Below are 22,511 nucleotides of genomic sequence, written 5' to 3' on the forward strand. Positions count from 1 at the left end.
TGGAGCAAACATGAGTAACCTCACCGTAATTGCTGTACTGCTTATATTGATGGGCCTGGCGTATCAGCTGGGTACTACCAAAAGTAGTAAGCAGGCTTCGCGTGCAGCACGCGATAAGACGACCCCCCCGATGCATTCCAGGCCACACCATCATGGTGCGTTAGTTGCGTTCTGGACGGTGGCACCAGCGCTGTTGCTGGTGTTGTTGTGGAGTTGGTTCTCGCCCTGGATGATAAACCAGATGCTGATTAGTCAGTTGCCAGAACCTATGGCGAGTTTCAGCGGTAGTGAGCTGGACGCCATCTTGCGGCGTGTACACAATGTGGCGGGCAATTTCGTCGCGGCTGGTGTACTGGCCGACTGGGAAATGCAGGCGGCGCAATATTATCAGGAGATGCGTGCGCTGAGTCAGGCGATCATGGTGGCGGCGGTGAGCGCCGCGGCGGCAGCCGGTTTATTTCTAAGTTACCGCCGGGTCAACCCGCAGCTACGTGCGCGTAATGCGATGGAGCGGGTGATTAAGGGGGTGCTGATTGCGTCTTCCACGGTGGCGATTCTGACCACCATCGGCATTGTGTTATCAATGGTCGGTGAAACGCTGCGTTTCTTCCAGTTTGTCAGCCCCATGGACTTCTTCTTTGGCACCACCTGGAACCCGCGTTTTTCCACCGTAGGTGGCGGCGATCAGGGCGAGTTTGGCCTGTTGCCGTTGTTGGTCGGTACTCTGTTAGTCGCGTCAGTGGCCTTATTGGTCGCAATTCCACTGGGTCTGCTCACCGCTATCTACCTTGCTGAGTATGCACCGTCGCGTTTGCGCAGCATTGCCAAGCCGGTCATTGAAATCCTCGCGGGTATTCCGACCATCGTCTATGGCTTCTTTGCTTTGGTCACGGTGGGGCCGTTTCTGGCCTCACTCGGAGCCAGCGTTGGACTGGATATCAGGGCAACCTCGGCGTTAACCGCTGGGGTGGTGATGGGCATTATGATCATTCCTTTTATCTCCTCACTGTCCGATGACATTCTGACCCAGGTGCCAAAAGCACTGCGGGACGGTTCATTGGGCTTAGGTGCAACGAAGTCAGAAACGATTCGCAAAGTGGTGCTGCCTGCGGCCTTGCCAGGTATTTCCGGAGCGGTGTTATTGGCCGCCAGCCGTGCGGTTGGTGAAACCATGATTGTGGTGCTCGCAGCAGGTAACAGCCCGGTTCTAACCGCCAACCCGTTTGAAGCGGTGTCGACCATGACGGTTACTATTGTTAACCAGCTGACCGGTGATAATGACTTTTCCAGCCCGCAGTCGCTGGTAGCGTTTGCCCTTGGCTTAACGCTGTTCGCGATTACGTTGGTACTTAATATCATTGCACTTCTGATTGTTCGGAAGTTCCGTGAGCAATACGACTAAGGCGGCTTTAGTATGTCTCAGGATAATTCAAACTTAACTGTGCAGGATAAAGTAGTGGCGTCGCTAACCCGTCGCCGCCGTCAGGAGAAGCTGTTTCGCACTCTGGGGCTGGGCAGCGTGATGGTAAGCCTGGCGCTGGTAGCTATTCTGTTTATCAATATTTTCTCCAAAGGTATTCCTGCATTCTGGCAAACCAGTATGACGGTAGAGGTCTATTTTGATCCTGACGTAATCCGTATTTCTGAAAAGCCGGAGCAGCAACCCAATGAAACGTTCGAAGACTTTGACGAGCGTTTACTGGAGTGGGAGACGCAGCTCGGTTTCGTTAACTTCAACCGTATTCTCAGCGACTCGATCACGCCGTTGCTGAGCGACTTTGAACGCTCACAAACCCGTTATGTGACGCAGTTGGTGACCTCGGGTGAACGACATGCCTTACGTGATATGGTGATGGAAGACCCGTCAATTGTGGGTGAAACCCGTAGTCTGACATTGTTAACCTCAGCCGATGTGGATGTCTGGCTAAAGGGCAACATTGACCGCTCATTGCCGGATGAACAGCTGCAGTTGACGAGCGTGGTTCGGGAATGGGCGGATGAACTGCATGCTAATGGACATATTCAGAATCGTTTTAGCACGGCGCTGTTTATGAACCCTGACTCTCGCAGTTCTCTGGCATCGGCAGGTCTGGCGGGCGCGTTCGTTGGCTCGTTCTACATGCTGCTGATTGTAATTTTCCTCGCTATTCCGATGGGAGTGGCTGCAGCTATCTACCTTGAAGAGTTCGCGCCGAAGAATAAACTGACCGATATTATTGAAGTGAATATCAATAATCTGGCTGCGGTGCCTTCAATTATCTTCGGTTTGCTTGGTGCGGCTGTGTTCATTAACTGGTTCAAGCTGCCAATGTCAGCGCCTGTGGTGGGTGGCCTGGTATTGTCACTGATGACCCTGCCGACGGTGATTATTGCGACCCGCGCCACCTTGCGTGCTATTCCGCCTTCGATCCGCGCAGCAGCGCTGGGCCTGGGAGCGTCGAAAACCCAAACCGTGTTCCACCATGTGCTGCCGTTGGCGATTCCGGGCATTCTGACTGGCTCGATTTTAGGTGTGGCGCAGGCGTTAGGGGAAACGGCTCCTTTACTGTTAATCGGAATGAAGTCATTTGTGGCCAGTATTCCGCAATCACCGATGGACCAGGCAACGGCGTTGCCAGTGCAGATTTATCTTTGGCAGGGCAATGAACTGCGTAACTTCTTTGAAGCGCGAACCTCGGCGGCAATTATTGTATTGCTGATGCTTATGATTAGCCTCAATAGCCTGGCTATCTGGCTGCGCAGAAAGCTCGAAGTGCGTTGGTAACTCATTCAATATTGATCACAAAGGTTTTAAACTATGCAGAATTCACAATCAGCCCCGGATATCGCGTCTCAGCAGACCGCAATAAGAGCGCGCAATGTTGAGGTGTTTTATGGCGATACCCAGGCGATCAAGGGTATTGATCTGGATGTTCGCAACAACGAAGTGCTGTCATTTATCGGCCCGTCAGGGTGTGGTAAGTCAACTTTCCTGCGCTGCCTGAACCGGATGAATGACACCATCGATTCCTGTCGTGTTACTGGCAGCATTGAACTGGATGGGCAGGATATCTATCATTCTTCAGTCGATGAAGTCCTACTGCGGGCTAAGGTTGGTATGGTTTTCCAGAAGCCAAACCCCTTTCCTAAGTCGATCTACGATAATATTGCTTATGGCCCTAAATTGCATGGCCTGGTTGAGCGCAAACCTGAACTGGACGAAATTGTGGAGTCGAGTTTACGCCGTGCCGGTCTGTGGGAAGAAGTGAAAGACCGCCTGACTGAACCCGGCACTGGTTTATCGGGTGGTCAGCAACAGCGTTTGTGTATAGCACGAACCATTGCGGTAAGCCCGGAAGTGATTCTGATGGATGAGCCATGTTCGGCGCTGGACCCGATTGCGACCGGCATTATTGAAGAGCTGATCCACGACCTGAAAGAAAAATTTACCATTGTCATTGTGACTCACAACATGCAGCAGGCGGCGCGGGTTTCAGACCGCACGGCATTTTTCCATCTGGGTGAAGTGGTGGAAGTGAGCGAGACCGATGACTTGTTCACCAACCCGAAACATAAGCGTACCGAAGATTACATTACCGGTCGCTACGGCTAAGACGCTAAGAGGCAAAGAGACAGCTATGGAACATGTAAATAGTGGCAGACATATTTCTTCGCAGTTTGACGAAGAGCTAAAAGAGGTGCGCAACGCTGTCCTGTCAATGGGCGGCGTGGTGGAAAAGCAACTGACCGATGCGATTCAGGCTATCAAGGCCAGTGATCATGAACTGGCTGACAGAGTGCTGAGCAATGATACCCGGGTCAATGCCCTGGAGATGGATATCGACAATGCCTGTACTCAGCTTATCGCCAAACGTCAGCCGACGGCGCGCGATCTACGTCAGATCATCGCGACCTTCAAAACCATTGCCGATCTTGAACGGATTGGCGATGAGGTGAAACGTATTGCGGCGGTAGCAAAAGAGAGCTTCAGCAGCGAACAGCAGCACTTGCTGGCGGCGCTGGAGAACCTTGGCCAGTTAGTCCTGAACATGTTGCGTACGGTGCTCAACGCTTTTGCCCGCATGGATGCTGAAGAAGCGCTGGAAGTGCACCGCACCGACCAGGGCATCGACCGTCAGTACGAAGGCATGCTGCGTCAGCTGATGACCTATATGATGGAAGACCCGCGTAGTATTCCTAAGATCATGGATGTGGTTTTCTCTGCCCGTTCGTTAGAGCGGATTGGTGACCGTTGTCAGAATATCGCCGAGTACGTAATTTACAACGTGCATGGCAAGGACGTCCGCCACACCAGCGATGAAGATATGGAACAAACTGTGCGCAAGACCCGTTAACCATGCTGTTCAGCCAGCTGTCGCCCGCAATCCGCCAGTACCTGCTTGTTACTGGTAACTACTGGGCGTTCACCCTGACCGACGGTGCGCTGCGCATGCTGGTGGTGCTTCATTTTCACCAGCTTGGTTACAGTGCCCTTGAAGTGGCCATGCTGTTCCTCTTTTACGAGTTCTTTGGCATTGTCACCAACCTCTTTGGTGGCTGGCTGGGCGCTCGCTGGGGCCTGAACAGGACGATGAACATTGGCCTCGGGGTGCAGATCCTGGCGCTGGCGATGTTGCTGGTGCCGGCTGGGATGCTGACTGTAGTGTGGGTGATGGCGGCGCAGGCACTGTCCGGCATTGCCAAAGACCTGAATAAAATGAGTGCCAAAAGCACTATTAAGCTGTTAGTGCCGGACAACCAACAGCAGCAGCTGTACAAATGGGTGGCGATCCTTACTGGTTCGAAAAACACCTTAAAAGGGGTAGGTTTTTTCCTTGGTGGCCTGCTACTTACACTGCTTGGCTTTACTGGCGCAGTGTTGGTTATGGCGCTGATGCTTAGTGTGGTCTGGCTTTGCAGCCTGCTGTTTCTTAAAAAAGAGTCTGGCAAAGCGCAGTTTAAACCGAAATTTAATGATATCTGGTCGAAAAGCCGACCTATCAATGTGCTCTCAGCCGCGCGCTTTCTCCTGTTTGGTGCCCGTGATGTCTGGTTTGTGGTGGCCTTGCCTGTATTTCTGGCCAGCCAGCTTGGCTGGGGCAACTGGCAGGTTGGCAGTTTTCTTGCGTTGTGGGTGATTGGCTACGGGTTCGTTCAGGGGCTTGCGCCAAGACTCACTCAGCAAGCGGATGCCAGCCCGCGGAATCAGGCGGTATTGTGGGGCGCTTTACTGACCCTCAGTCCGTTACTGTTATCGCTGGCGCTTTGGCAGGGGTGGCCGGTCGCAACCAGCATTATTATTGGTCTGGCCGCTTTCGGTATTTTGTTCGCCATTAACTCGTCGCTGCACAGTTATCTGATTGTATCCTACTCGCGTGCCGATGGTGTGTCCCTGGACGTGGGTTTTTATTATATGGCCAACGCGGCGGGCCGATTGCTTGGCACTGTACTCTCCGGCTGGGTTTATCAGCAGTGGGGGCTGCTTGCGTGTCTGCTAATCTCTACTGCGTTGATTTTCTTCTCTACCATTGCCATCAGCGCGCTACCGCAGCGTAGCGCCGGTCCGGCCGGGCCAATGCCTGGCGAGCCAAACCAGAACGGCGTAAACTAAAGCCAGGATAAACCAGATTCGCGCAACCCGCGCGAATTTGGTATATACAATCAGGCTTTCAAAATACGTCATATAAGGTTTTGCTATGAAATCGATTACATACCTCTCGCTGGCGGTCGCGGCTGCCTTAAGCGTCGCAGCCTGCAGCGCTGAACGCAGCCCGTCAGAGCAACCCGGGGCTGGTCATACGCTGGTTGCTGGCGCGGAACAGCGTCTGGATATTTACCAGCCAGTTCGCTTAGATGCGGATCTGTCGCACTTGTCAGACAATCAACGGCAAATGGTAGCGACCCTGATCGAAGCCTCAGAGATTATGGATACCCTGTTCTGGCGGCAGGCCTACAGCGGTGACCGTGAGGAGTTGCTGAATGGGATTAACGACCCACAAGTACGTCGCTTTGCCGAGATCAATTATGGGCCATGGGACAGACTGAATAATAACCTCCCATTTTTAGCTGGTTACAGCGAAAAGCCGCTGGGCGCCAATTATTACCCGGCTGATATGAGCCGCGAAGAATTCGATGCTGCGCAGTTCGACGACAAAGACAGCCTGTATACACTGGTACGGCGCAATGACCAGGGCGAGTTGTATGCATTGCCCTACCATGAAGTCTATAAAGACGAACTGCAACGCGCGGCGTCACTGCTAAATGAGGCTGCGGATCTGGCCGATTATGAGCCCTTTGCTGACTACTTGCGCGCCCGTGCTGAGGCGTTCCTTAGCAGTGACTATCAGCCATCGGACATGCAGTGGATGGACCTTGAGGACAACCTGGTTGATGTCATTATCGGTCCGATTGAAGTCTATGAAGACCGTCTGTTCGGCTACAAGGCAGGTTTTGAATCGTATGTATTGATTAAAGATCTGGAGTGGAGTGAACGTTTAGCGGTGTACGCAGAGCATCTGCCAGCCCTGCAGCGTGGCTTACCGGTGCCAGAGCAGTACAAAGCGGAAGAGCCGGGCAGTGATGCACAATTAAATGCTTATGACATTGTGTACTACGCCGGTCATTCCAATGCCGGCAGCAAAACCATTGCGGTTAACCTACCGAATGACGAGGAAGTACAGCTGGCCAAAGGAACCCGGCGTTCGCAGCTGAAAAATGCGATGCGGGCGAAGTTTGACGAGATCCTGCTGCCAATTGCAGATGAGCTGATTGTACCTGAGCAGCGCGACAACATTACTTTTGATGCGTTCTTTGCCAATACCATGTTCCATGAAGTAGCCCATGGGCTGGGAATTAAAAACACCATTGATGGCCGTGGTACGGTGCGGGCGGCTCTGCGCGAGTACAGTTCACCACTGGAAGAAGGCAAAGCAGATATTCTGGGTTTGTATATGGTGACGCAATTGCTTGAAGAAGGCGTTATCAGTGAAGGTGAGCTGGAAGATTACTATGTTACCTTCCTCGCTGGTATCTTCCGTTCGGTGCGCTTTGGTGCGTCAAGCGCGCACGGGCAGGCCAATATGGTGCGCTTCAATTACTTTGCTGATGCCGATGCCTTTACCCGCAATGACGATGGCCAGTATTCAGTGAACATGGACAATATGCGTGCAGCCATGAATGATCTGTCGGCACTGATTCTGCAATTGCAGGGTGACGGCGACTATCAAGGTGTCGGAGAATTGTTTGCCGAGATGGGTCATGTTGGCGAAACGCTGCAGTTTGACTTAGACCGTTTGCAGCAAGCGCAGATCCCGGTTGATGTGCACTTTGAACAAGGTAAGTCGGTACTGGGTCTGAATTAAACCGCCCGTTCCCGATGTTGGATATGCAAAGGCCCGGTCACATGACCGGGCCTTTTGTTTTCAGGCTTTGTCTTTGCCGGTGTCGCTTTCTTTGTCGTCGTCACCGTCGTTGCCATCGCTACCTGCCAGTTTATCTTCCCAGATAGCTTCCGGATCTTCTTCTATATCCAGCTCTTCATCATGCTTCGCCATATCCCATGGCAGCGTACTTGGGCTGATCTTAAGGAAGGCGAGGTAGTTTTCGAACTGATTGAGAACATCATCCATCAGGTCTCGCTCGTTGTAGCCGTAGACGTCGTAGGCCTGGCCACCCTGGCGCAGAAACACCTCTGCGGTTGAGTAGTGTTCTTTTTCCTTAATGTTGCGGCGCAACATCGGGTAGGCGTAGTCCGGCAGTTCATGCTCGCGCAGACGCACCTCGTAGAAGAAATCGAGCTGCTCTTCGAGCTTTACTTCCAGATAGACACGCTGATTTGATTCGTCCCAGATTACTTCGGCTGGCCATTTCTTTTCTACCAGGGAAGCTTTCAGCTTATCCAGGGTTGCCTGGACGTCGTTCTCAATATACTGCAGCACCTGGTCCTTATGCGGGAAGTCGACCAGACTGCTCAGGCGTCGCTCCCAGGACCCTTTGCCAGCGCCACTGTTGGTGCGGGCACCTTTCATATGGCTGCGCAGGCTGCCGGACTGATGCCCTTCAATGATCAGGGCGCGCCACATACCAAAGGCTGCAATCAGCATGATGATCGCAAACGGCAGGGCACTGGCGACGGAGGCCGCTTGCAGGGCACTTAAGCCACCGGCAATCAAGAGTACCGAGGCGACTACCCCTTCCAGCGTGGCCCAGAACACACGTTGCCAGACAGGTGTGTTCATCACCCCACCTGAGGCCAGCGAGTCAACCACCAGTGAACCTGAGTCAGACGAGGTGACAAAGAAGGTGATAATCAGAATAACTGTCGCTATCGAAATCACCGTGGTAAAGATCGGCGGGTAGCCGTCTAACAAGGCTGAGTACATTCTGAATAAGGCGACCGCTTCATCTGCCTGTACTTCTGCAATGAGCGAGGTATAGCCCTGCTGCATAATCAGGTTGAGTGCGGTGTCGCCGAATACACTGAACCAAAGGAAGGTGAACATGGTTGGCACAAACATAACACCGAACACGAACTGACGAATGGTGCGGCCGCGACTGATTTTTGCAATAAAGAGGCCGACAAAAGGTGCCCAGGCAATGGTCCAGCCGAAAATGAACAGGGTCCAGTTACCGATCCAGTCACTGCGCTCATAAGCCTGCAGGTTAAAGGTCCGCTCCACAATGTTATTAAGGTAAGAGCCGGTGTTCTGCAGGAAGGTTTCGAGCAGGAAAATGCTGGGGCCGAAAATAAACACAGAAACTAGTAAGAACAGCACCAGAGTCATGTTAATGACTGAGAGTCGTTTAATCCCCTTGTCCATGCCGGCCGCCACAGAGGCAATCGCTGCCAGGGTAATGATACCGATAAATATCACCTGCACCGTGGTATTGACCGGGACCCCCCATAACTCGTTAACCCCGGCATTAATTTGCGCCACCGACAGCCCCAGGGTGGTGGCGATACCAAACATGGTGCCGAGAATGGCAAAGGTGTCGACGGTGTGGCCAATAGGCCCGTAAATTTTATCGCCGATAAGCGGATAGAGCGCCGAGCGCATCGACAGCGGTAAACCATGGCGAAAGGCAAAGTAGGCCAGCACCAGACCGGTCAGGCCATAAATAGCCCAGATATGAAAACCCCAGTGGAAAAACGAAATCTGCATCGCTGCTTTAGCGGAATCAAGGGTTTCAGGTGCTCCCATGGGTGGTGTTGAATAATGCAGGACCGGTTCGGCCACGCCGAAAAACAGCAGGGCGATACCATAACCAGCTGAAAACAGCATAGCGAACCAGGCAGGGAAACTGTACTCTGCGTCCGCGTGATCAGGGCCTAGTTTTATCCGTCCCCATTTGGTCAGCGCTATACCGACGACAAAAACCAGAAATATTGCCACCGCCAGCATATAAAACCAGCCGAACCGGGAGGTGATTTCTGCTAACGTGGTTTCAAAGATGCTTCCGGCCAGGTCAGGATTACTTATGGTACCAATAATGAGTAGAGCAATGACTATAATGGCAGGAAGGAAAACCGGTAAAAGTAGTGTGCTTTTTACCTTTGAGGACGTTGCACCCATGCAAATACTCCCTAAAATGAAGAACTTATTAGCGTAAGTTTATGTAAAGACTAGCAGCACCTGACTTGAATACAAGAAACAAGGACAACAGATGTTTCACCTCAAACTGATTGATCACCTCAAGTTTTACCTCGAACGCCAGCTGGCAAAAGGGGCTTTCTATCAGTTGCTGGTGGCCTGGATGCTGGTGGTGCTGGTGTCGGTAACCGGCGGTGTTCTGGTAACGGCTCTGCATGGTCCGCAAGAGGTTTACGCGGAGAATATATGGTGGGCTTTTCTACGCCTGACGGACCCGGGTTACCTGGGCGATGACCAGGGGGTGATGCGCCGGGTCATTTCCACGATACTGACGGTATTAGGTTATGTGCTCTTTATGGGTACGCTGGTCGCGATTATGACCCAATGGCTGTCTGCCAAAATGCGCACCCTGGAGCAGGGCCTGACGCCGGTGTCGTTGCGCCGTCATATCGCGGTGTTGGGCTGGACCTCGCGGACCATACCGATCCTACTCGACGTACTTGGCCGGGGGGCACTGTTGGATGAGCGTGATAAGCGGACCCAGACCCGGATTACGGTGCTGGCTGAAGACATTACTGAGGGTGCGACGGCGCAGTTTTACAGCAATGCTGAACTCTCCCGGCAGCGCCGTCAGGTTATCCTGCGTTCTGGTTCGATGCTTAACCCTGAGCACCTTCACCGTGTCGCGGCCGCCAATGCGCGGGTGGTCATTATTCCGTCGCCGGCGGTAACCCCGGCAGAGTTGCTGTCAGCCGATGCGGAAGCGATTAAAGTGCTGTTGTACCTCAGTGCGCAACGGCCACCGGAGCAGTTGCCGTTGGCGATTGTTGAACTGCAAAGCGCAGAAAAAATAGCCTTAGCCCGCCATTCGTATCGCGGACCTTTGCAACTGGTAGCAAGCGATATCGCGATTGCCCGCGCTTTTAGTCAAAGCGTACTTCAGCCTGGGGTTTCCGACATACTCGATAACCTGCTGGTCGACGCCTATGGTTGTCAGTTCTATACCAGCCCGGCCACAGCGCTGCAGGGACAGCCGTGGCGTACGGTGAGCCAACATTATAAAGCCGCGATACCCTGCGGCTTGATCCGACGTGAAGAGGGTCGTAGTTTCCCGGTACTGGCGCCAGCGCATGATCTGGTGATTGGCCGCGACGACAGCCTGGTGCTGCTGGCTAAAGCTGAACGGGATATTGTACTGCTGCCGCCTGACGAGGCTCTGGAGCCCCAGTTACCGGCACCGGACTGGTCTGATTATCCGCCTGCAAAGGCGCAACGGTCAGTGCTACTGCTGGGCTGGAACGGACGGGTGCCGAGATTTGTTGAGCACATTGCGCAAGCGACCTCAGAGCAACTGTCGTTAACCTCAATTTCGACCATGCCAGCCACAGAGCGCGCGCAACAGCTTGAATCCCTGGTTTTGGATTGCCAACTGATAGAAGCGGATTACACACGACCTTCTGTGCTAAGCAAGCAAAGTCTGTCGACCTATGACAGTATTGTGGTGTTTGCCAGTGACCGGCTGGAAAGTGGTGAAGAAGCGGATGCGCGCAGTATTGTTGCGAATCAGCTACTGGACTTACTGCTCGATGACGAACAGCAACGGCCACAGGTGGTGGTTGAACTGACCGACCCGAACAATGCAGTCTATGTTAGTGCGAACAAGTACAAGTTACGCAGTGAAGTGGTGCAGAGCTCAGCGATTATCAGCCACTTATTGGCGCAGCTGGCGGTTTACCCTGAACTGCGAGCCGTGTATGACACCCTGCTAAGCCCGAAAGGGGTTGGTTTGCAGGTGCGGCCTGTGCCGCACAAATGGCTGGGGCAACATTATTTTCGCACCCTGCAGCAAGCGGTAGCCGCCGAAGGGGCTGTTTTGCTCGGGGTTAAACATGCAAAAGAGCGTGCTCAACTGAACCTCGCGCCCGGCTTCAGCGTAGACTGTACAGAGCAGACCAAACTGGTCGTCATGGGCTAGCAAGGTTAGCGCGTTTTTTATCTCAATTGGTTTAGTAGGTGTAATGTGCAATATGCAACCAGGCTAAGTAGTCCGCTTACACTCGTGTTGTTGCCGGTGGTGGTACTGCTGGCTGCATGTTCACGTGACGCTGATGACAGCGACACCACGCAAGCAGCTGAACGGCGCACACCAATTGCGGTGTACGAGGTGTCTCCCCGTGACTTATCACGTCAGGTGCGATTGTCAGCAAGCGTTCGTCCTCGATTTCAGATTGCAATCAACAGCCGTCTGCATGGGTCGCTGGTTGAAGTGCTGGCTGAAGAGGGTGACCGTGTCGAGCAGGGGCAGCTTCTGGCACGCTTCGATGTGCAGGAAGAAAGCGTCGAGTTGCAACGCGCCGAATCGAGTAAAGAAGAAGCCCGCTTAGAGTATCAACGGCTTGAGCAATTACTGGAGTCACGCAATATTAGTGACGCCGAGCTGCAACGGGCACGGGCGGCCTACGAAGTAGCCAGAGCCGAGCAGCAGTTATGGCAGACCCGGGTCGATTTTGGTTCGGTACGGGCACCGCAGAATGCGGTGGTAACGGCCCGCCATATTGAGCCCGGTGAAGTGGCCGAGTCGCAACAACCTCTGTTCGAACTTGGGGTGATGGAAGAACTGGTGTTGTTGCCCGGCATTTCCGAGCGCGATGTTCGCCATTTACGTGTCGGTCAGGTGGTTCCGGTGCAACTGGATGCGTTACCGGAGCGAACCTTCAACGGACGCATTCGGCGCATTTTCCCCATGGCAGATGCGACTACGCGAATGGTTACGATTGAAATAGCGCTGCCCGAGGACAGTTTTGCGCAGGGCGTCCGACCGGGTTACTTAGGCCGCATCCCGATGGTGATTGACGCCCGCCCCGATACTATTGCTGTGCCCGCCGCTGCAGTAGGGGAAGGGGATGACGGTCACTATATCTATGTGGTGGAAGAGGAACGGCTGGTTCGTCGTGAGGTCACCGTCGGCATTACCCGTGGCCAATGGACCGAGATAGAACAAGGGCTGAGTGCGGATGAGCTGGTGCTTGCCAGTAATCCGATTGATATGGCGGAAGGGACCGCTGTACGAATTGTCGGTTACCGGGGGTAGCGCATGCAGCACCCGGACGGACAACCACGCCGTGGTCTCGCCAGTTTAGCTATCCGGCGTCCGATAGGTACCCTGTCAATTGCCTCGGTGATTTTTGTCCTTGGCTTGTTCTTTGTGCAACGCCTGCCAGTCGATCTGCTACCGCATATTGAATACCCGCAAATTACCATCACGGTGAATTACCCCGGGGTGGCACCTGAAGTCATGGAAGAGCAGGTCACTCGTGTCGTTGAGCGTAATATGGCGGCGGCAGAGAACCTGGTGTTGATTGACAGTCGCGCTTCCGAAGGGCGCACCAATGTGAATCTGCACTTTGAGCTAGGCACGAATCTGGACCTCGCGTTGCAGGATGCAGGCCGTTTGCTGGAGCTTGCCAAAACCCAGTTACCCACTGACATTGAGCCGCCTCGGCTGTACAAACGAGATCCGTCTCAAGACCCTGTGTGGCAGGCTGGGTTTAGTTCCAGTGTGCGCAGTGAGGTTGAGGTGGATAATTGGGTGACCAACCAGTTAACACCGCAGTTAAATGCGATTCGTGGGGTCGCCTCTGTGGAAGCAGCCGGCGGTCAGGAACGCGAAATTCAGGTGGTGGTGGATCAGCATCGACTAGCCGCCTTTAACCTCAGCATGAATGATCTTATCGAGCTGTTGGCGGCAGAGAATGTGGATATTGCGTCAGGCTGGATGACCTCAGAAAGCTTTGATGTCATGGCCAAAACCGATGGCATGCTGACCTCGGCCAGTGAAATCGCCAATTTGTTGCTGACAGTACCGGGCACAGACCAGCGTATTCGCCTTAGCGAGGTCGCCGAGGTTTCTGACGGGCATGCTGAACAACGTTTGTTTTCACGCTTAAATGGTGTTCCCGCTGTACAGGTGTCGGTAACGAAATTGCCCCAGGCGAACACAGTTGAAGTGACCGAGGCCGTTCAGCAGGTGATGCAACAGCTGGAGCGTTCAGGGTTCCTGCCCGACGATATTGAGTATCAGGCGGTGGATGACCAGGCCTATTTTATTCGGGGTGCTATTACCAGCGTCGGAACCGCCGCCTTGCTGGGCGGAATACTGGCGATGTTGGTGGTATTTTTGTTCCTCGGTTCATTGCGTAAAAGCTTTGTCGTCGGGCTATCGATTCCGATTGCGATCATGGCCACATTCAGCCTGATGGGGTTAAGTGGATTAACCTTAAATGTGATCAGTTTAGGTGGCCTCGCGTTGGGCGTTGGTTTGTTACTGGATAACGCCATCGTGATGCTGGAAACTATTTTCCGCAAGCTCAAAGAAGGTGCCGCAAGCGGTGAGGAAGCGGCTCACGAAGGGGCTCGCGAGGTCACCTCGGCCATTACCGCGGGCACCTTAACCAACTTAGCGGCGGTCCTGCCGTTTTTACTGATTACTGGCTATGCGGCAATTATCTTTCGTGAGCTTATTCTGACTATTTCATTCGCTATTCTCGCGACGCTGGCGGCAGCATTAACCGTGGTACCTATGCTGGCGGCGCTATTGGTGAAGGTGAAATGGCAAAGTGGACTTGCACAGAGCCGCCTTATTACTGGCTTTGACCGGTTGATTCAGGTGTTAAGCAATGGCTACGCCCGCGCACTGTTGCCATTGCTGCGGATGCCGTACCTCAGTCTGCTGGTGACTGCGTTGGCGCTGTGGGGGATTATCGCTATCGGCAGTAAACTGGGCAATGAGTTTCTGCCTCAGGTTGATGATGGTGGAGTCAGTGTGCGCATGGTCTTACCCAGTGGTACGCCGCCGGGCGAGACAGACGCCGCCGCACGCCAGATAGAGGCGGTGGTAATGGATATGCCCCATGTCGACACTGTATTTTCGCTGGTTGGTGGTCACCTTGGCGGTGGCATTATTAACCCCCGTCCAGGCACCAGTAATATCGGTATCCAGCTAACCTCAGCGTCGCAGCGACCTGACATGACGGCCGGACAATGGGTCAGTGAAGCGCAGCAGCGGCTTGATCAGCTTGACTTACCGGGGGCGCGGATTAGTGTGCGGCCCCCTTCAATTTCGGGTTTGCAGTTTAGCCCGGGCGGAGCGGATTTCTCCCTCACCCTGGTCGGTGATGAGCTGCAGTTGCTGCGCTCGTACGCTCGTGATATCGAGGCTTTGCTGCAAGGTATTCCGGGTTTGGACGGACTGGAAGTAGGCCGTGAAGACCGCAGTCCGTTAATGCGTATCGTGGTCGACCGCGAGCGTGCCGCGGATTTGGGCTTGCGTGTATCCGAAGTCGGAAATGCGGTGCGCAACGCGGTCGAAGGGGCAGTTCCGACGCGGTTTATTGACGGCTCCTATGAGTATGATGTGCGGCTGTTGCTGCCACGCGAGCAAATTTCTGATGAAGAGACCTTGGGTAACATGATTTTGTTTCGCCATCAGGGGGAGCCGATTTTCTTACGTGATGTGGCGTCATTTTCATTAGGCGAAGGGCCCGCCCATATTGAGCGTGAGAATCAGAACCGGGTAGTTCGGGTTAACGGCGATATTAATACCGAAGCCTCGGATGTTGGCACCATTATGGCCGAAGTTGAAAGGCGCATGGCTGACTTCGAGATGCCGGATGAGGTCGCGGTAATTTACTCTGGCCAGTGGGAAACGATTCAGGAAACCAACGCGGAATTACGCACTGTGGTGTTGCTGGCATTGTTTCTGGTTTTTGTGGTGTTGGCGGTGCAGTATGAACGCTTGAGTAATCCTTTGGTTATTCTGACTGCGGCGCCACTGGCCTTGCTCGGCGTGGTGGCGATGCTGGGCGTGACAGGTACTGCAATGTCAGCGCCGGTGTTAATTGGTGTGGTGCTGCTGATAGGGATCGTGGTGAATAATGCGATTCTGCTGGTCGAGTACATTGAAATTGGCCGTCGGCAGCAGAATATGGCGGTTATCGACGCGGTGCAAAGTGCGGCGCGGGTGCGCTTACGACCGATCCTGATGACCACACTGACGACAGTGCTGGGCATGTTGCCGCTGGCTTTAGGTCTGGGTGAAGGGGCCGAAATCATGCATCCGCTTGCGCTTGCGGTGGTCGGCGGCTTGAGCGTTTCAATGCTGTTAACGCTATTTTTGATCCCCGCCTTTTATATGATTGTCAGCGGGTTAAGTGAGCGTTTGGCGAGCTTACTGACAGGGCGTTAGGCTGATCGGATGTGAGACAAAGCAACAGACAAAAAAAGGTCGGCAAATGCCGACCTTTTTCGTCAAAGATTCTGTGACTCCTTAGATAGGAGTGACGTTCTCAGCTTGAGGACCTTTTTGACCCTGGGTAACTGTGAAAGAAACTTTTTGGCCTTCGGCCAGTGAACGGAACCCGTCCGCATTGATCGCACTGAAGTGTACGAATACGTCTGGACCGTCTTCGCGCTCAAGGAAACCAAAACCTTTAGACTCGTTGAACCATTTAACGGTACCAGTAATTACGTCAGACATAATGTATCCTGAAATTTAACATATTAATTGCGTAGCCTTGCGGCTGATTTAGCTGGAAGCAGCTAGGACTTATTTAGAACCGGACGAGAATCTTCTGAAGGGAAATCGTACGTGTTTATAAATTCGAGCTGGTATTCAAGCTATTCTCAGTATACATCCGATAGGGCACTGGTCAAATTAAATAGCCTATTATTTCAGCACTATCGCGTAGGTTATGGCGTAAAATAACGAACCTTTACAAGAGGTGATACCGGACCAACACTGCTTTATACTAAACGCCTGTTATCAGTGCATTTACCCAGCTAGGGAGTTTCATCATTATGCCCGGATTACGCCGTGCTACCAATCAGGCTGAATTAATTGGCAACACCGATTTACTGCGAATTTCATCATTATCTGAATTATCCGGCAGTGATATTTTCGTCAAGTGTGAGTATCAGAACCCGGGTGGTTCAATCAAAGATCGGGCGGCGTTGCAGATGGTGCAGGACGCTCTGGCGCGAGGTGAACTGAAACCCGGAATGACCATTGTTGAGGGCACAGCGGGAAACACAGGTATTGGCCTGGCGGTGGTAGCCAAGTCGCTGGGACTCAACTTGCTGGTGGTGATGCCAAATGATCAGGCCGCTGAGAAAACCCGTATGATCGAATTGCACGGGGCCAAACTGATGGCGGTCGACCCGGTACCATTTAAAAACGACAACCACTTTTACCACACAGCGCGTCGTCTGGCCGAAGAGAACCCGGACTATTGGTGGGCGAACCAGTTTGAGAACACCAGTAATATGCGCGCCCACTATTTGAATACTGGCCCTGAAATCTGGCAGCAGATGGAAGGTAAGCTGGATATTCTGGTTTCCGTGTCGGGAACCGGCGGCACTATAGCTGGCAACTCGCGTTACCTCAAAGAGCGCAACCCGCAACTGGAAGTCTGGCTGGCTGATCCGGACGGCTCAGGCAGCTATAACTTCCTCAAAACCGGCGAATACAAAGCCGAAGGCGGCTCAATGACGGAAGGCATTGGGATCATGCGTCGGGTTGAGAACTTTCGTCAGGCAGAAATCGATTATGCACTGAATCTACCGGATCAAGATTTGGTCAGCATCGCTAATTATGTGCGCGAAGAGGATGGTATTGTCCTTGGAAGCAGCTCAGCGCTGAACGTGGCAGCGGCTTACTTCGCTGCACTGCAGCGACCGTCTGGCCAGCGCATTGTCACCTTTTCCTGCGACCTTGGTGAGCGCTCCGGTTCAAAACTGTATAACCCCGATTATCTGGTCAGTCGTGAGTTGAACCCTAACGCTGAGCCAATAGCCAGTTTAACTGAGCGCTACCGGCAGGGCGGTGAGCGGGTATTAAAAGTTAAGCGCAACTATAAAAATTAGATAAACCGTTCTAAAAAACCAATAAGAACAGATGGTTTTTTGATGGAATTTAGTTAAATACCATATAAGCTATAAAATCAGGATTGGTTTGTTTATTCTATGTTGCATTTAGGGGCTGAAGAGCCCTTATATGCCATATTAAATGTTGATTCCTTATTCAGATCCTGCTGAAACACCTGGTTTTATTGGTTTGTAATATAAATCCAACCTATTTCATTCATTTCTCCGCTCTATTGCTCATAATGGTACTCTTATGCCTTTAAGGTAATCAGGGTAAACAGTAACGTTATGCAAGCAACGACCAGCTCCTCTGCTCAACTGAATGACGACAGCGTTTTTGTGTTCTCTCTTAACGTTAAAGGCTCTGTACGGACTGCCTTGCCGTCGTTTCAGACCCTTATGGGGAGCGACCAGACTCAGTTAAAATCACGCCACCTGCACGATTTAATTGATGCAGCGCCACAGGCTGTGTTGAATGAAATAGCCAATGCGCTGGAGAGCGACCTTCCATGGCGTGGGGTGCTGTGCTTCAAAACACGGGCCTGGGGCAATGTCTGGCTGGATGTTTTTGCCCGGCCAACCTACCGCGCTGGCAAGCGCAACGGGAGTCAGTGGTTACTGACCAAAGCCACGCCAGAATTGGCGCAACGTGCCAGCCAGCTGTACCGTAAGAAGAATCCGGCGCAACTGTTCAACTGGCAAGGTTACAGCGCGCTGGCGTTAGTGCTGTTAGCTGTGCTTATTACCAGCAGTGTTGGTCCGTGGTGGCTTGGCGTGGTGCCATTATTATGTTCTGCCATTATGCTAATGCTGTTAAGGCCGCATGCCCATGTGCGCAAAGTTATGGCTGAGCTGGATGGGCGGCACAATGTGATTCAGCGCCAGGTATTTGCCGGCCAGGATCTGGCGGGCTCATTAATATATGAGATCGCGTTACGTGACAGCTCGATCATGGCCATCACTTCCCGTCTGGAATACGGTACGGAAGATCTTGCGTCGACCATGAACTCGACCCGTCAGCGCTCCGAGAAAATCCTTGATAAGACTCAGTTCAGCGTCGACTCCGTGACTCAAATAGCAACCGCGATGGAAGAGATGTCGACCACGGTGCAGGATATTGCCAGTAACGCATCGGATTCGGCCCGGGTATGTGAAGAAACCACCAGCAATATAGACCGCAGCGCGGCCATTATCGCCAATACCGCGACTCGCATGAATGAGCTGGTTGACCGAGTGTCCAGTGCGGCTGATGAAACTGCCACCCTGGTAGGGCATTCCGAGCAGGTCCGTGCGGTAAGTCAGCAAATCGATGCGATTGCCGAGCAAACCAACCTGCTGGCGCTGAACGCTGCTATTGAAGCGGCCCGCGCCGGTGAGTCAGGACGTGGTTTCGCGGTGGTTGCGGATGAAGTGCGTAATCTGTCTCAACGTACTCAGCATGCGGTGAATGAAATTGAAAATACCATTTCGTCGATGAGTAACGCCATGCAGCGATGGGAGCAGGAAATGCACTCGCAGCGTGAAATGGCGACTGAATGTGGTGAGTTAAGTCGCGAATCTGAAAAGCATATGACCAGCATTACTGGCGACGTGCGGGCAATTAATGACCGCATGATTCAGATCGCAACGGCAGCTGAAGAGCATAGTTCTGCAGTGGGCGAAGTACAGAGCAGTGTGCAACAAATTAATGATGCCTCACAGGATACCCACCAGCTAGCGATTGAGTCGGCCAGTGACGTGGAAAGTGTCGGCAAACGTATCCAGGAATTCCGTTCGCTGGTGGAAGCTTTCGAAGAAGATGATTAACAGAGCCTGACTAACGCCTAGTTCCAGCTGAGCTGCATTTTATAGCCGTCAGTACCATCTGAGTAGTAGCCGGGCAGTATATCGGTCACTTCAAAGCCCAACTGGCGGTACAGAGCAAGCCCAGCCTGGTTGTCGCATTTGACCTCAAGGCGCATCCCCTCCGCCTGAGGTTTTGCCTGCTCAAGCAAATAGCAAAGTAATGTCTTACCCAGCCCCAGGCCGCGCGCCTGGGTACTGATAGCCATCGAATACAGCCGCCAGTAGTGACTGCCCCGACGGGTAAGGATAATGGCATAGCCGACAAGCTCGCCGGCGTTGCTGCCATGGGCAGGTTCAATCACATAGACCTGAGCGCTGGGACTGCGCAGCAAATGAGCAAAGCTGCGTCGACCCAGCTGATCATAGCTGAAGGTGGCTGACTCAAGGGCACAGAGTGCGTTCAGATCAGTTGGCTGTGCCTGGCGAACTCTGTGTTCAGCGGCCATCAATGCTCCAGACGGCGCACGAAGTCGGCCATGATGATGCGATACAGCTCATCACTAAGGTGCAGGTCTTCGACCCCATGATCGATAGAGGGGTTGTCATTGACCTCGATGATAACCGGGCCACCCGGGGCTTCTTTCATGTCGACCCCATAGAGTCCGTCACCAATCAGGCGGGTCGCCTGCAATGCGACTTTAATCACTTCTTTAGGCACCTGATGCACGCCCATGCACTCAAAATCGCCGCTACGATGGCGCGAGCTTTCTGCATGGTTGTATATTTGCCAGTGATTGCGTGCCATGTAGTACTTACAGGCATAGACGGCCCGGTTATTGAGGACCCCAATGCGCCAGTCGAAGTCTGTGCGCATGAATTCCTGTGCCAGCAAAATGGTCGATTTTTCAAATAACCGATTTGCGGTGGCACGCAGTTCGTCTTCGTTACTGGCCTTTTCCACCCCAATCGAGAATGCGCCGTCTGGAATTTTTAGCACCACCGGGTAGCCAAGTTTGTCGCCAATTGCGGCATAGTCCAGATTGTCGCCGTCGATAAGTAACTCGGAACGGGGCATCGGCACTTTATTCTTTTCCAGCAACTCATGTAAAAAGACTTTATTGGCGCATTTTAAAATTGCTTGCGGTGAGTCAATGACCACCAGCCCGTTGGCCTGCGCTTTTTTGGCAAAGCGATAGGTATGGTGATTTATACGGGTGGTTTCGCGAATAAAAAGAGCGTCAAATTCAAGCAGGCGGCTGTAGTCATCGGCCGTGATCAGCTCAGCGTCCATGTCATTGTAGCGTGCGGCCTGAATAAATTTTTGCAGCGCCTTTTTATCACTGGTCGGAATTTTTTCATCCGGATCATGCAAAATCGCCAGATCGTAGCGGTACTCTTTGCGCGCACGGGCTTTGCGCCAGACCCGCTTGTTGAACGCGTCCAGTGCATTGGCAAATAAAGTCTGCTGCTCGTCGTTAAGCTCGTTCAACGGTCGGTTGCTAAGCTTCTCGATCGTCCAATTCTGCCCGTTACGGATAAAGGTCGCTTGCAATGTCGGGCATGGATAGGCTTCAAATAAATGGCGTGCCAGCTCAGTTAACTCGCTGGACTCTGTTTGTCCGAAACAAATCAGAATGCTGGCGCGCTCGGCGTTGCTCATGCTATCTGTGACATAGCGGTTCAACTGGCGGCTCATGTCCCGTAAAAACAGCTGGTAGTGATCCAGGTTAGCCAGGTCGTTCATTACGCCTGCCGACGGCAGTGCACGCTGACCTCGCGCTTCGGCAAGCAGGCTGACATAGTAGCCGGTCGAAAGATAAGACAAATCGGCACATAAATTAATAATAGTACCGCGATGTCGCGCGCCCGCCTGTTGCATATATTCACGGGCACTCATAACCGATTGGCTCGGGTGGTAGGGCTGCCAGTCGGCCAGGTCATCAACGATGATCAACGCTGTATTACGCATGTTACTCCAAAAAAATGAACCCACAATTTCAGCTTAAAACCAGGCCAGGTATGAAGTCTGTCAACGAACTGAACTTTAGATTAAGCTAATTCGTATTAAGCGGACTTAATGGCCAGGATTGTCGTTTATAATGGCGCAAATTTTGTAGAAAGGAAAACAGAATATGAAGTACAACGGGCGGTCTGACTTTAAACATGGTGAACGCGCGAAAATTGGCGTGCTGATTACTAACCTGGGCACACCTGAAGCACCAACCAAGTCGGCGTTACGACGCTATCTGGGCCAGTTCCTGTCCGACCCGCGGGTGGTTGAAGTACCGCGTTTGCTGTGGAAAGTTATTTTACACGGGGTGATTTTGCGTATTCGCCCAGCCCGTTCCGCAAAAGCCTATCAGACTGTATGGACTGACAAAGGCTCGCCACTGATGTTTCACACTCAGGCACAGCGCGACGCCTTAGCGGTCAAGCTGGCGGACGAGTTCGGAGATGGCGTCGAAGTCGCCTTCGCCATGCGTTATGGGCAGCCGTCTATTCATAATGCCATTGAAGGGCTAATGCAGGCCGGTGTACGTAAATTGGTGGTGCTGCCTTTGTATCCGCAGTATTCAGGGTCCACCTCGGCGTCTACCTTTGATGACATTGCGGCGGACTTTACCCGGCGTCGCTGGTTACCGGATTTTCGTTTTATCAGCCATTACCCGGATTACCCGCCGTACATTGCCGCTGTCGCCGAGAAAATTAAGGCACATTGGGCCGAACACGGACGCACCGACAAGCTGCTGTTTTCCTACCATGGCGTGCCCAAACGTTACCTGCTTGAGGGCGACCCGTACCATTGTGAATGTTATAAAACCACGCGGCTGGTGGCAGAATACTTAGATTTGGGCGAAGATGAGTACATGACAACCTTCCAGTCGCGCTTTGGCCGCGAGGAATGGTTGCAGCCTTATACCGATGAAACGTTAAAGGCGTTGCCTGCTAAAGGCGTCAAGTCGGTGCAGATGGTTTGCCCGGGTTTTTCTTCTGATTGCCTTGAAACTATTGAGGAAATTGGTGAGGAGAACCGTGAGTACTTTATCGAAGCCGGCGGCGAAACCTATCAGTACATTGAATGTCTCAATGCCGACAGTGCGCACATCGATATGATGGCGCAGTTGGTATTGGATAATACACAGGGATGGCAGCCTCAGGATCTTGCGCTGACAACACAAACCGCGCAGCGGGCCAAAGAGCTTGGGGCAGCTGACTAACCAACCATTACTTTAACGA

The 22,511-nt window shown here is 52.9% G+C and carries 16 protein-coding genes; 12 read left to right on the forward strand and 4 right to left on the reverse strand.

What is annotated here, in order from left to right; all coding sequences use genetic code 11:
* Positions 1 to 10: 10 nt before the first annotated feature.
* From pstC to CWE14_RS11760, 6 genes are all read left to right on the forward strand, one after another.
* A complete protein-coding gene (gene pstC / locus CWE14_RS11735) occupies positions 11 to 1,402 on the forward strand; it encodes a phosphate ABC transporter permease subunit PstC (protein ID WP_126799548.1) in 1,392 nt (463 codons plus the stop codon).
* Between the two features lie 12 nt (positions 1,403 to 1,414).
* Complete coding sequence (pstA, locus tag CWE14_RS11740; protein ID WP_126799549.1) at positions 1,415 to 2,764, forward strand: phosphate ABC transporter permease PstA; 1,350 nt, start codon at positions 1,415 to 1,417, stop codon at positions 2,762 to 2,764.
* A gap of 33 nt (positions 2,765 to 2,797) precedes the next feature.
* Positions 2,798 to 3,592 carry a phosphate ABC transporter ATP-binding protein PstB gene (gene pstB, locus CWE14_RS11745; protein ID WP_126799550.1) on the forward strand — a complete coding sequence of 265 codons (795 nt, stop codon included), beginning with the start codon at positions 2,798 to 2,800 and terminating at the stop codon, positions 3,590 to 3,592.
* A 25-nt stretch (positions 3,593 to 3,617) separates the two neighbouring features.
* Complete coding sequence (gene phoU, locus CWE14_RS11750) at positions 3,618 to 4,334, forward strand: phosphate signaling complex protein PhoU (protein WP_126799551.1); 717 nt, start codon at positions 3,618 to 3,620, stop codon at positions 4,332 to 4,334.
* A 2-nt stretch (positions 4,335 to 4,336) separates the two neighbouring features.
* Positions 4,337 to 5,590: an organoarsenical effux MFS transporter ArsJ gene (arsJ, locus tag CWE14_RS11755; protein WP_126799552.1), complete on the forward strand. Its 1,254-nt coding sequence runs from the start codon at positions 4,337 to 4,339 to the stop codon at positions 5,588 to 5,590.
* Between the two features lie 85 nt (positions 5,591 to 5,675).
* Complete coding sequence (locus CWE14_RS11760) at positions 5,676 to 7,340, forward strand: dipeptidyl-peptidase 3 family protein (RefSeq protein WP_126799553.1); 1,665 nt, start codon at positions 5,676 to 5,678, stop codon at positions 7,338 to 7,340.
* 60 nt (positions 7,341 to 7,400) lie between these two features.
* On the opposite strand, the gene CWE14_RS11765 is transcribed toward CWE14_RS11760, so the two are convergent.
* Positions 7,401 to 9,551 carry a BCCT family transporter gene (locus CWE14_RS11765; RefSeq protein ID WP_126799554.1) on the reverse strand — a complete coding sequence of 717 codons (2,151 nt, stop codon included), beginning with the start codon at positions 9,549 to 9,551 and terminating at the stop codon, positions 7,401 to 7,403.
* A gap of 91 nt (positions 9,552 to 9,642) precedes the next feature.
* Here CWE14_RS11765 and CWE14_RS11770 point away from each other — a divergent pair, with 91 nt between their 5' ends.
* The 3 genes from CWE14_RS11770 to CWE14_RS11780 are packed head-to-tail and all read left to right on the forward strand — an operon-like array spanning position 9,643 to position 15,813.
* Positions 9,643 to 11,544: a CASTOR/POLLUX-related putative ion channel gene (locus tag CWE14_RS11770; RefSeq protein WP_126799555.1), complete on the forward strand. Its 1,902-nt coding sequence runs from the start codon at positions 9,643 to 9,645 to the stop codon at positions 11,542 to 11,544.
* A 45-nt stretch (positions 11,545 to 11,589) separates the two neighbouring features.
* Positions 11,590 to 12,660: an efflux RND transporter periplasmic adaptor subunit gene (locus CWE14_RS11775; protein WP_126799556.1), complete on the forward strand. Its 1,071-nt coding sequence runs from the start codon at positions 11,590 to 11,592 to the stop codon at positions 12,658 to 12,660.
* Positions 12,661 to 12,663: 3 nt separating this feature from the next.
* Positions 12,664 to 15,813 (forward strand): efflux RND transporter permease subunit, encoded by a 3,150-nt coding sequence (locus CWE14_RS11780; protein WP_126799557.1) that lies wholly within the window; start codon positions 12,664 to 12,666, stop codon positions 15,811 to 15,813.
* A gap of 81 nt (positions 15,814 to 15,894) precedes the next feature.
* Here CWE14_RS11780 and CWE14_RS11785 read toward each other — a convergent pair whose 3' ends face one another.
* Positions 15,895 to 16,104 carry a cold-shock protein gene (locus tag CWE14_RS11785; RefSeq protein ID WP_126790102.1) on the reverse strand — a complete coding sequence of 70 codons (210 nt, stop codon included), beginning with the start codon at positions 16,102 to 16,104 and terminating at the stop codon, positions 15,895 to 15,897.
* A 320-nt stretch (positions 16,105 to 16,424) separates the two neighbouring features.
* Between CWE14_RS11785 and CWE14_RS11790 the strand changes: the two genes are divergently transcribed.
* Positions 16,425 to 17,489: a cysteine synthase A gene (locus tag CWE14_RS11790; protein WP_126799558.1), complete on the forward strand. Its 1,065-nt coding sequence runs from the start codon at positions 16,425 to 16,427 to the stop codon at positions 17,487 to 17,489.
* A gap of 288 nt (positions 17,490 to 17,777) precedes the next feature.
* Positions 17,778 to 19,295 (forward strand): methyl-accepting chemotaxis protein, encoded by a 1,518-nt coding sequence (locus tag CWE14_RS11795; protein WP_126799559.1) that lies wholly within the window; start codon positions 17,778 to 17,780, stop codon positions 19,293 to 19,295.
* A 17-nt stretch (positions 19,296 to 19,312) separates the two neighbouring features.
* On the opposite strand, the gene CWE14_RS11800 is transcribed toward CWE14_RS11795, so the two are convergent.
* Both CWE14_RS11800 and CWE14_RS11805 read right to left on the reverse strand, forming a co-directional pair.
* A complete protein-coding gene (locus tag CWE14_RS11800; protein ID WP_126799560.1) occupies positions 19,313 to 19,780 on the reverse strand; it encodes a GNAT family N-acetyltransferase in 468 nt (155 codons plus the stop codon).
* Positions 19,780 to 21,243 (reverse strand): RimK family protein, encoded by a 1,464-nt coding sequence (locus CWE14_RS11805; RefSeq protein WP_126799561.1) that lies wholly within the window; start codon positions 21,241 to 21,243, stop codon positions 19,780 to 19,782. Before CWE14_RS11805 ends, CWE14_RS11800 begins: the two co-directional genes overlap by 1 nt.
* 163 nt (positions 21,244 to 21,406) lie before the next feature.
* Here CWE14_RS11805 and hemH point away from each other — a divergent pair, with 163 nt between their 5' ends.
* The gene (hemH, locus tag CWE14_RS11810) at positions 21,407 to 22,492 is read left to right on the forward strand and encodes a ferrochelatase (RefSeq protein ID WP_126799562.1); all 1,086 of its coding nucleotides are present in this window, start codon (positions 21,407 to 21,409) and stop codon (positions 22,490 to 22,492) included.
* Positions 22,493 to 22,511 lie beyond the last annotated feature (19 nt).

Origin of the sequence: Aliidiomarina soli, assembly GCF_003986975.1 — a bacterium.
Lineage (GTDB): Bacteria > Pseudomonadota > Gammaproteobacteria > Enterobacterales > Alteromonadaceae > Aliidiomarina > Aliidiomarina soli.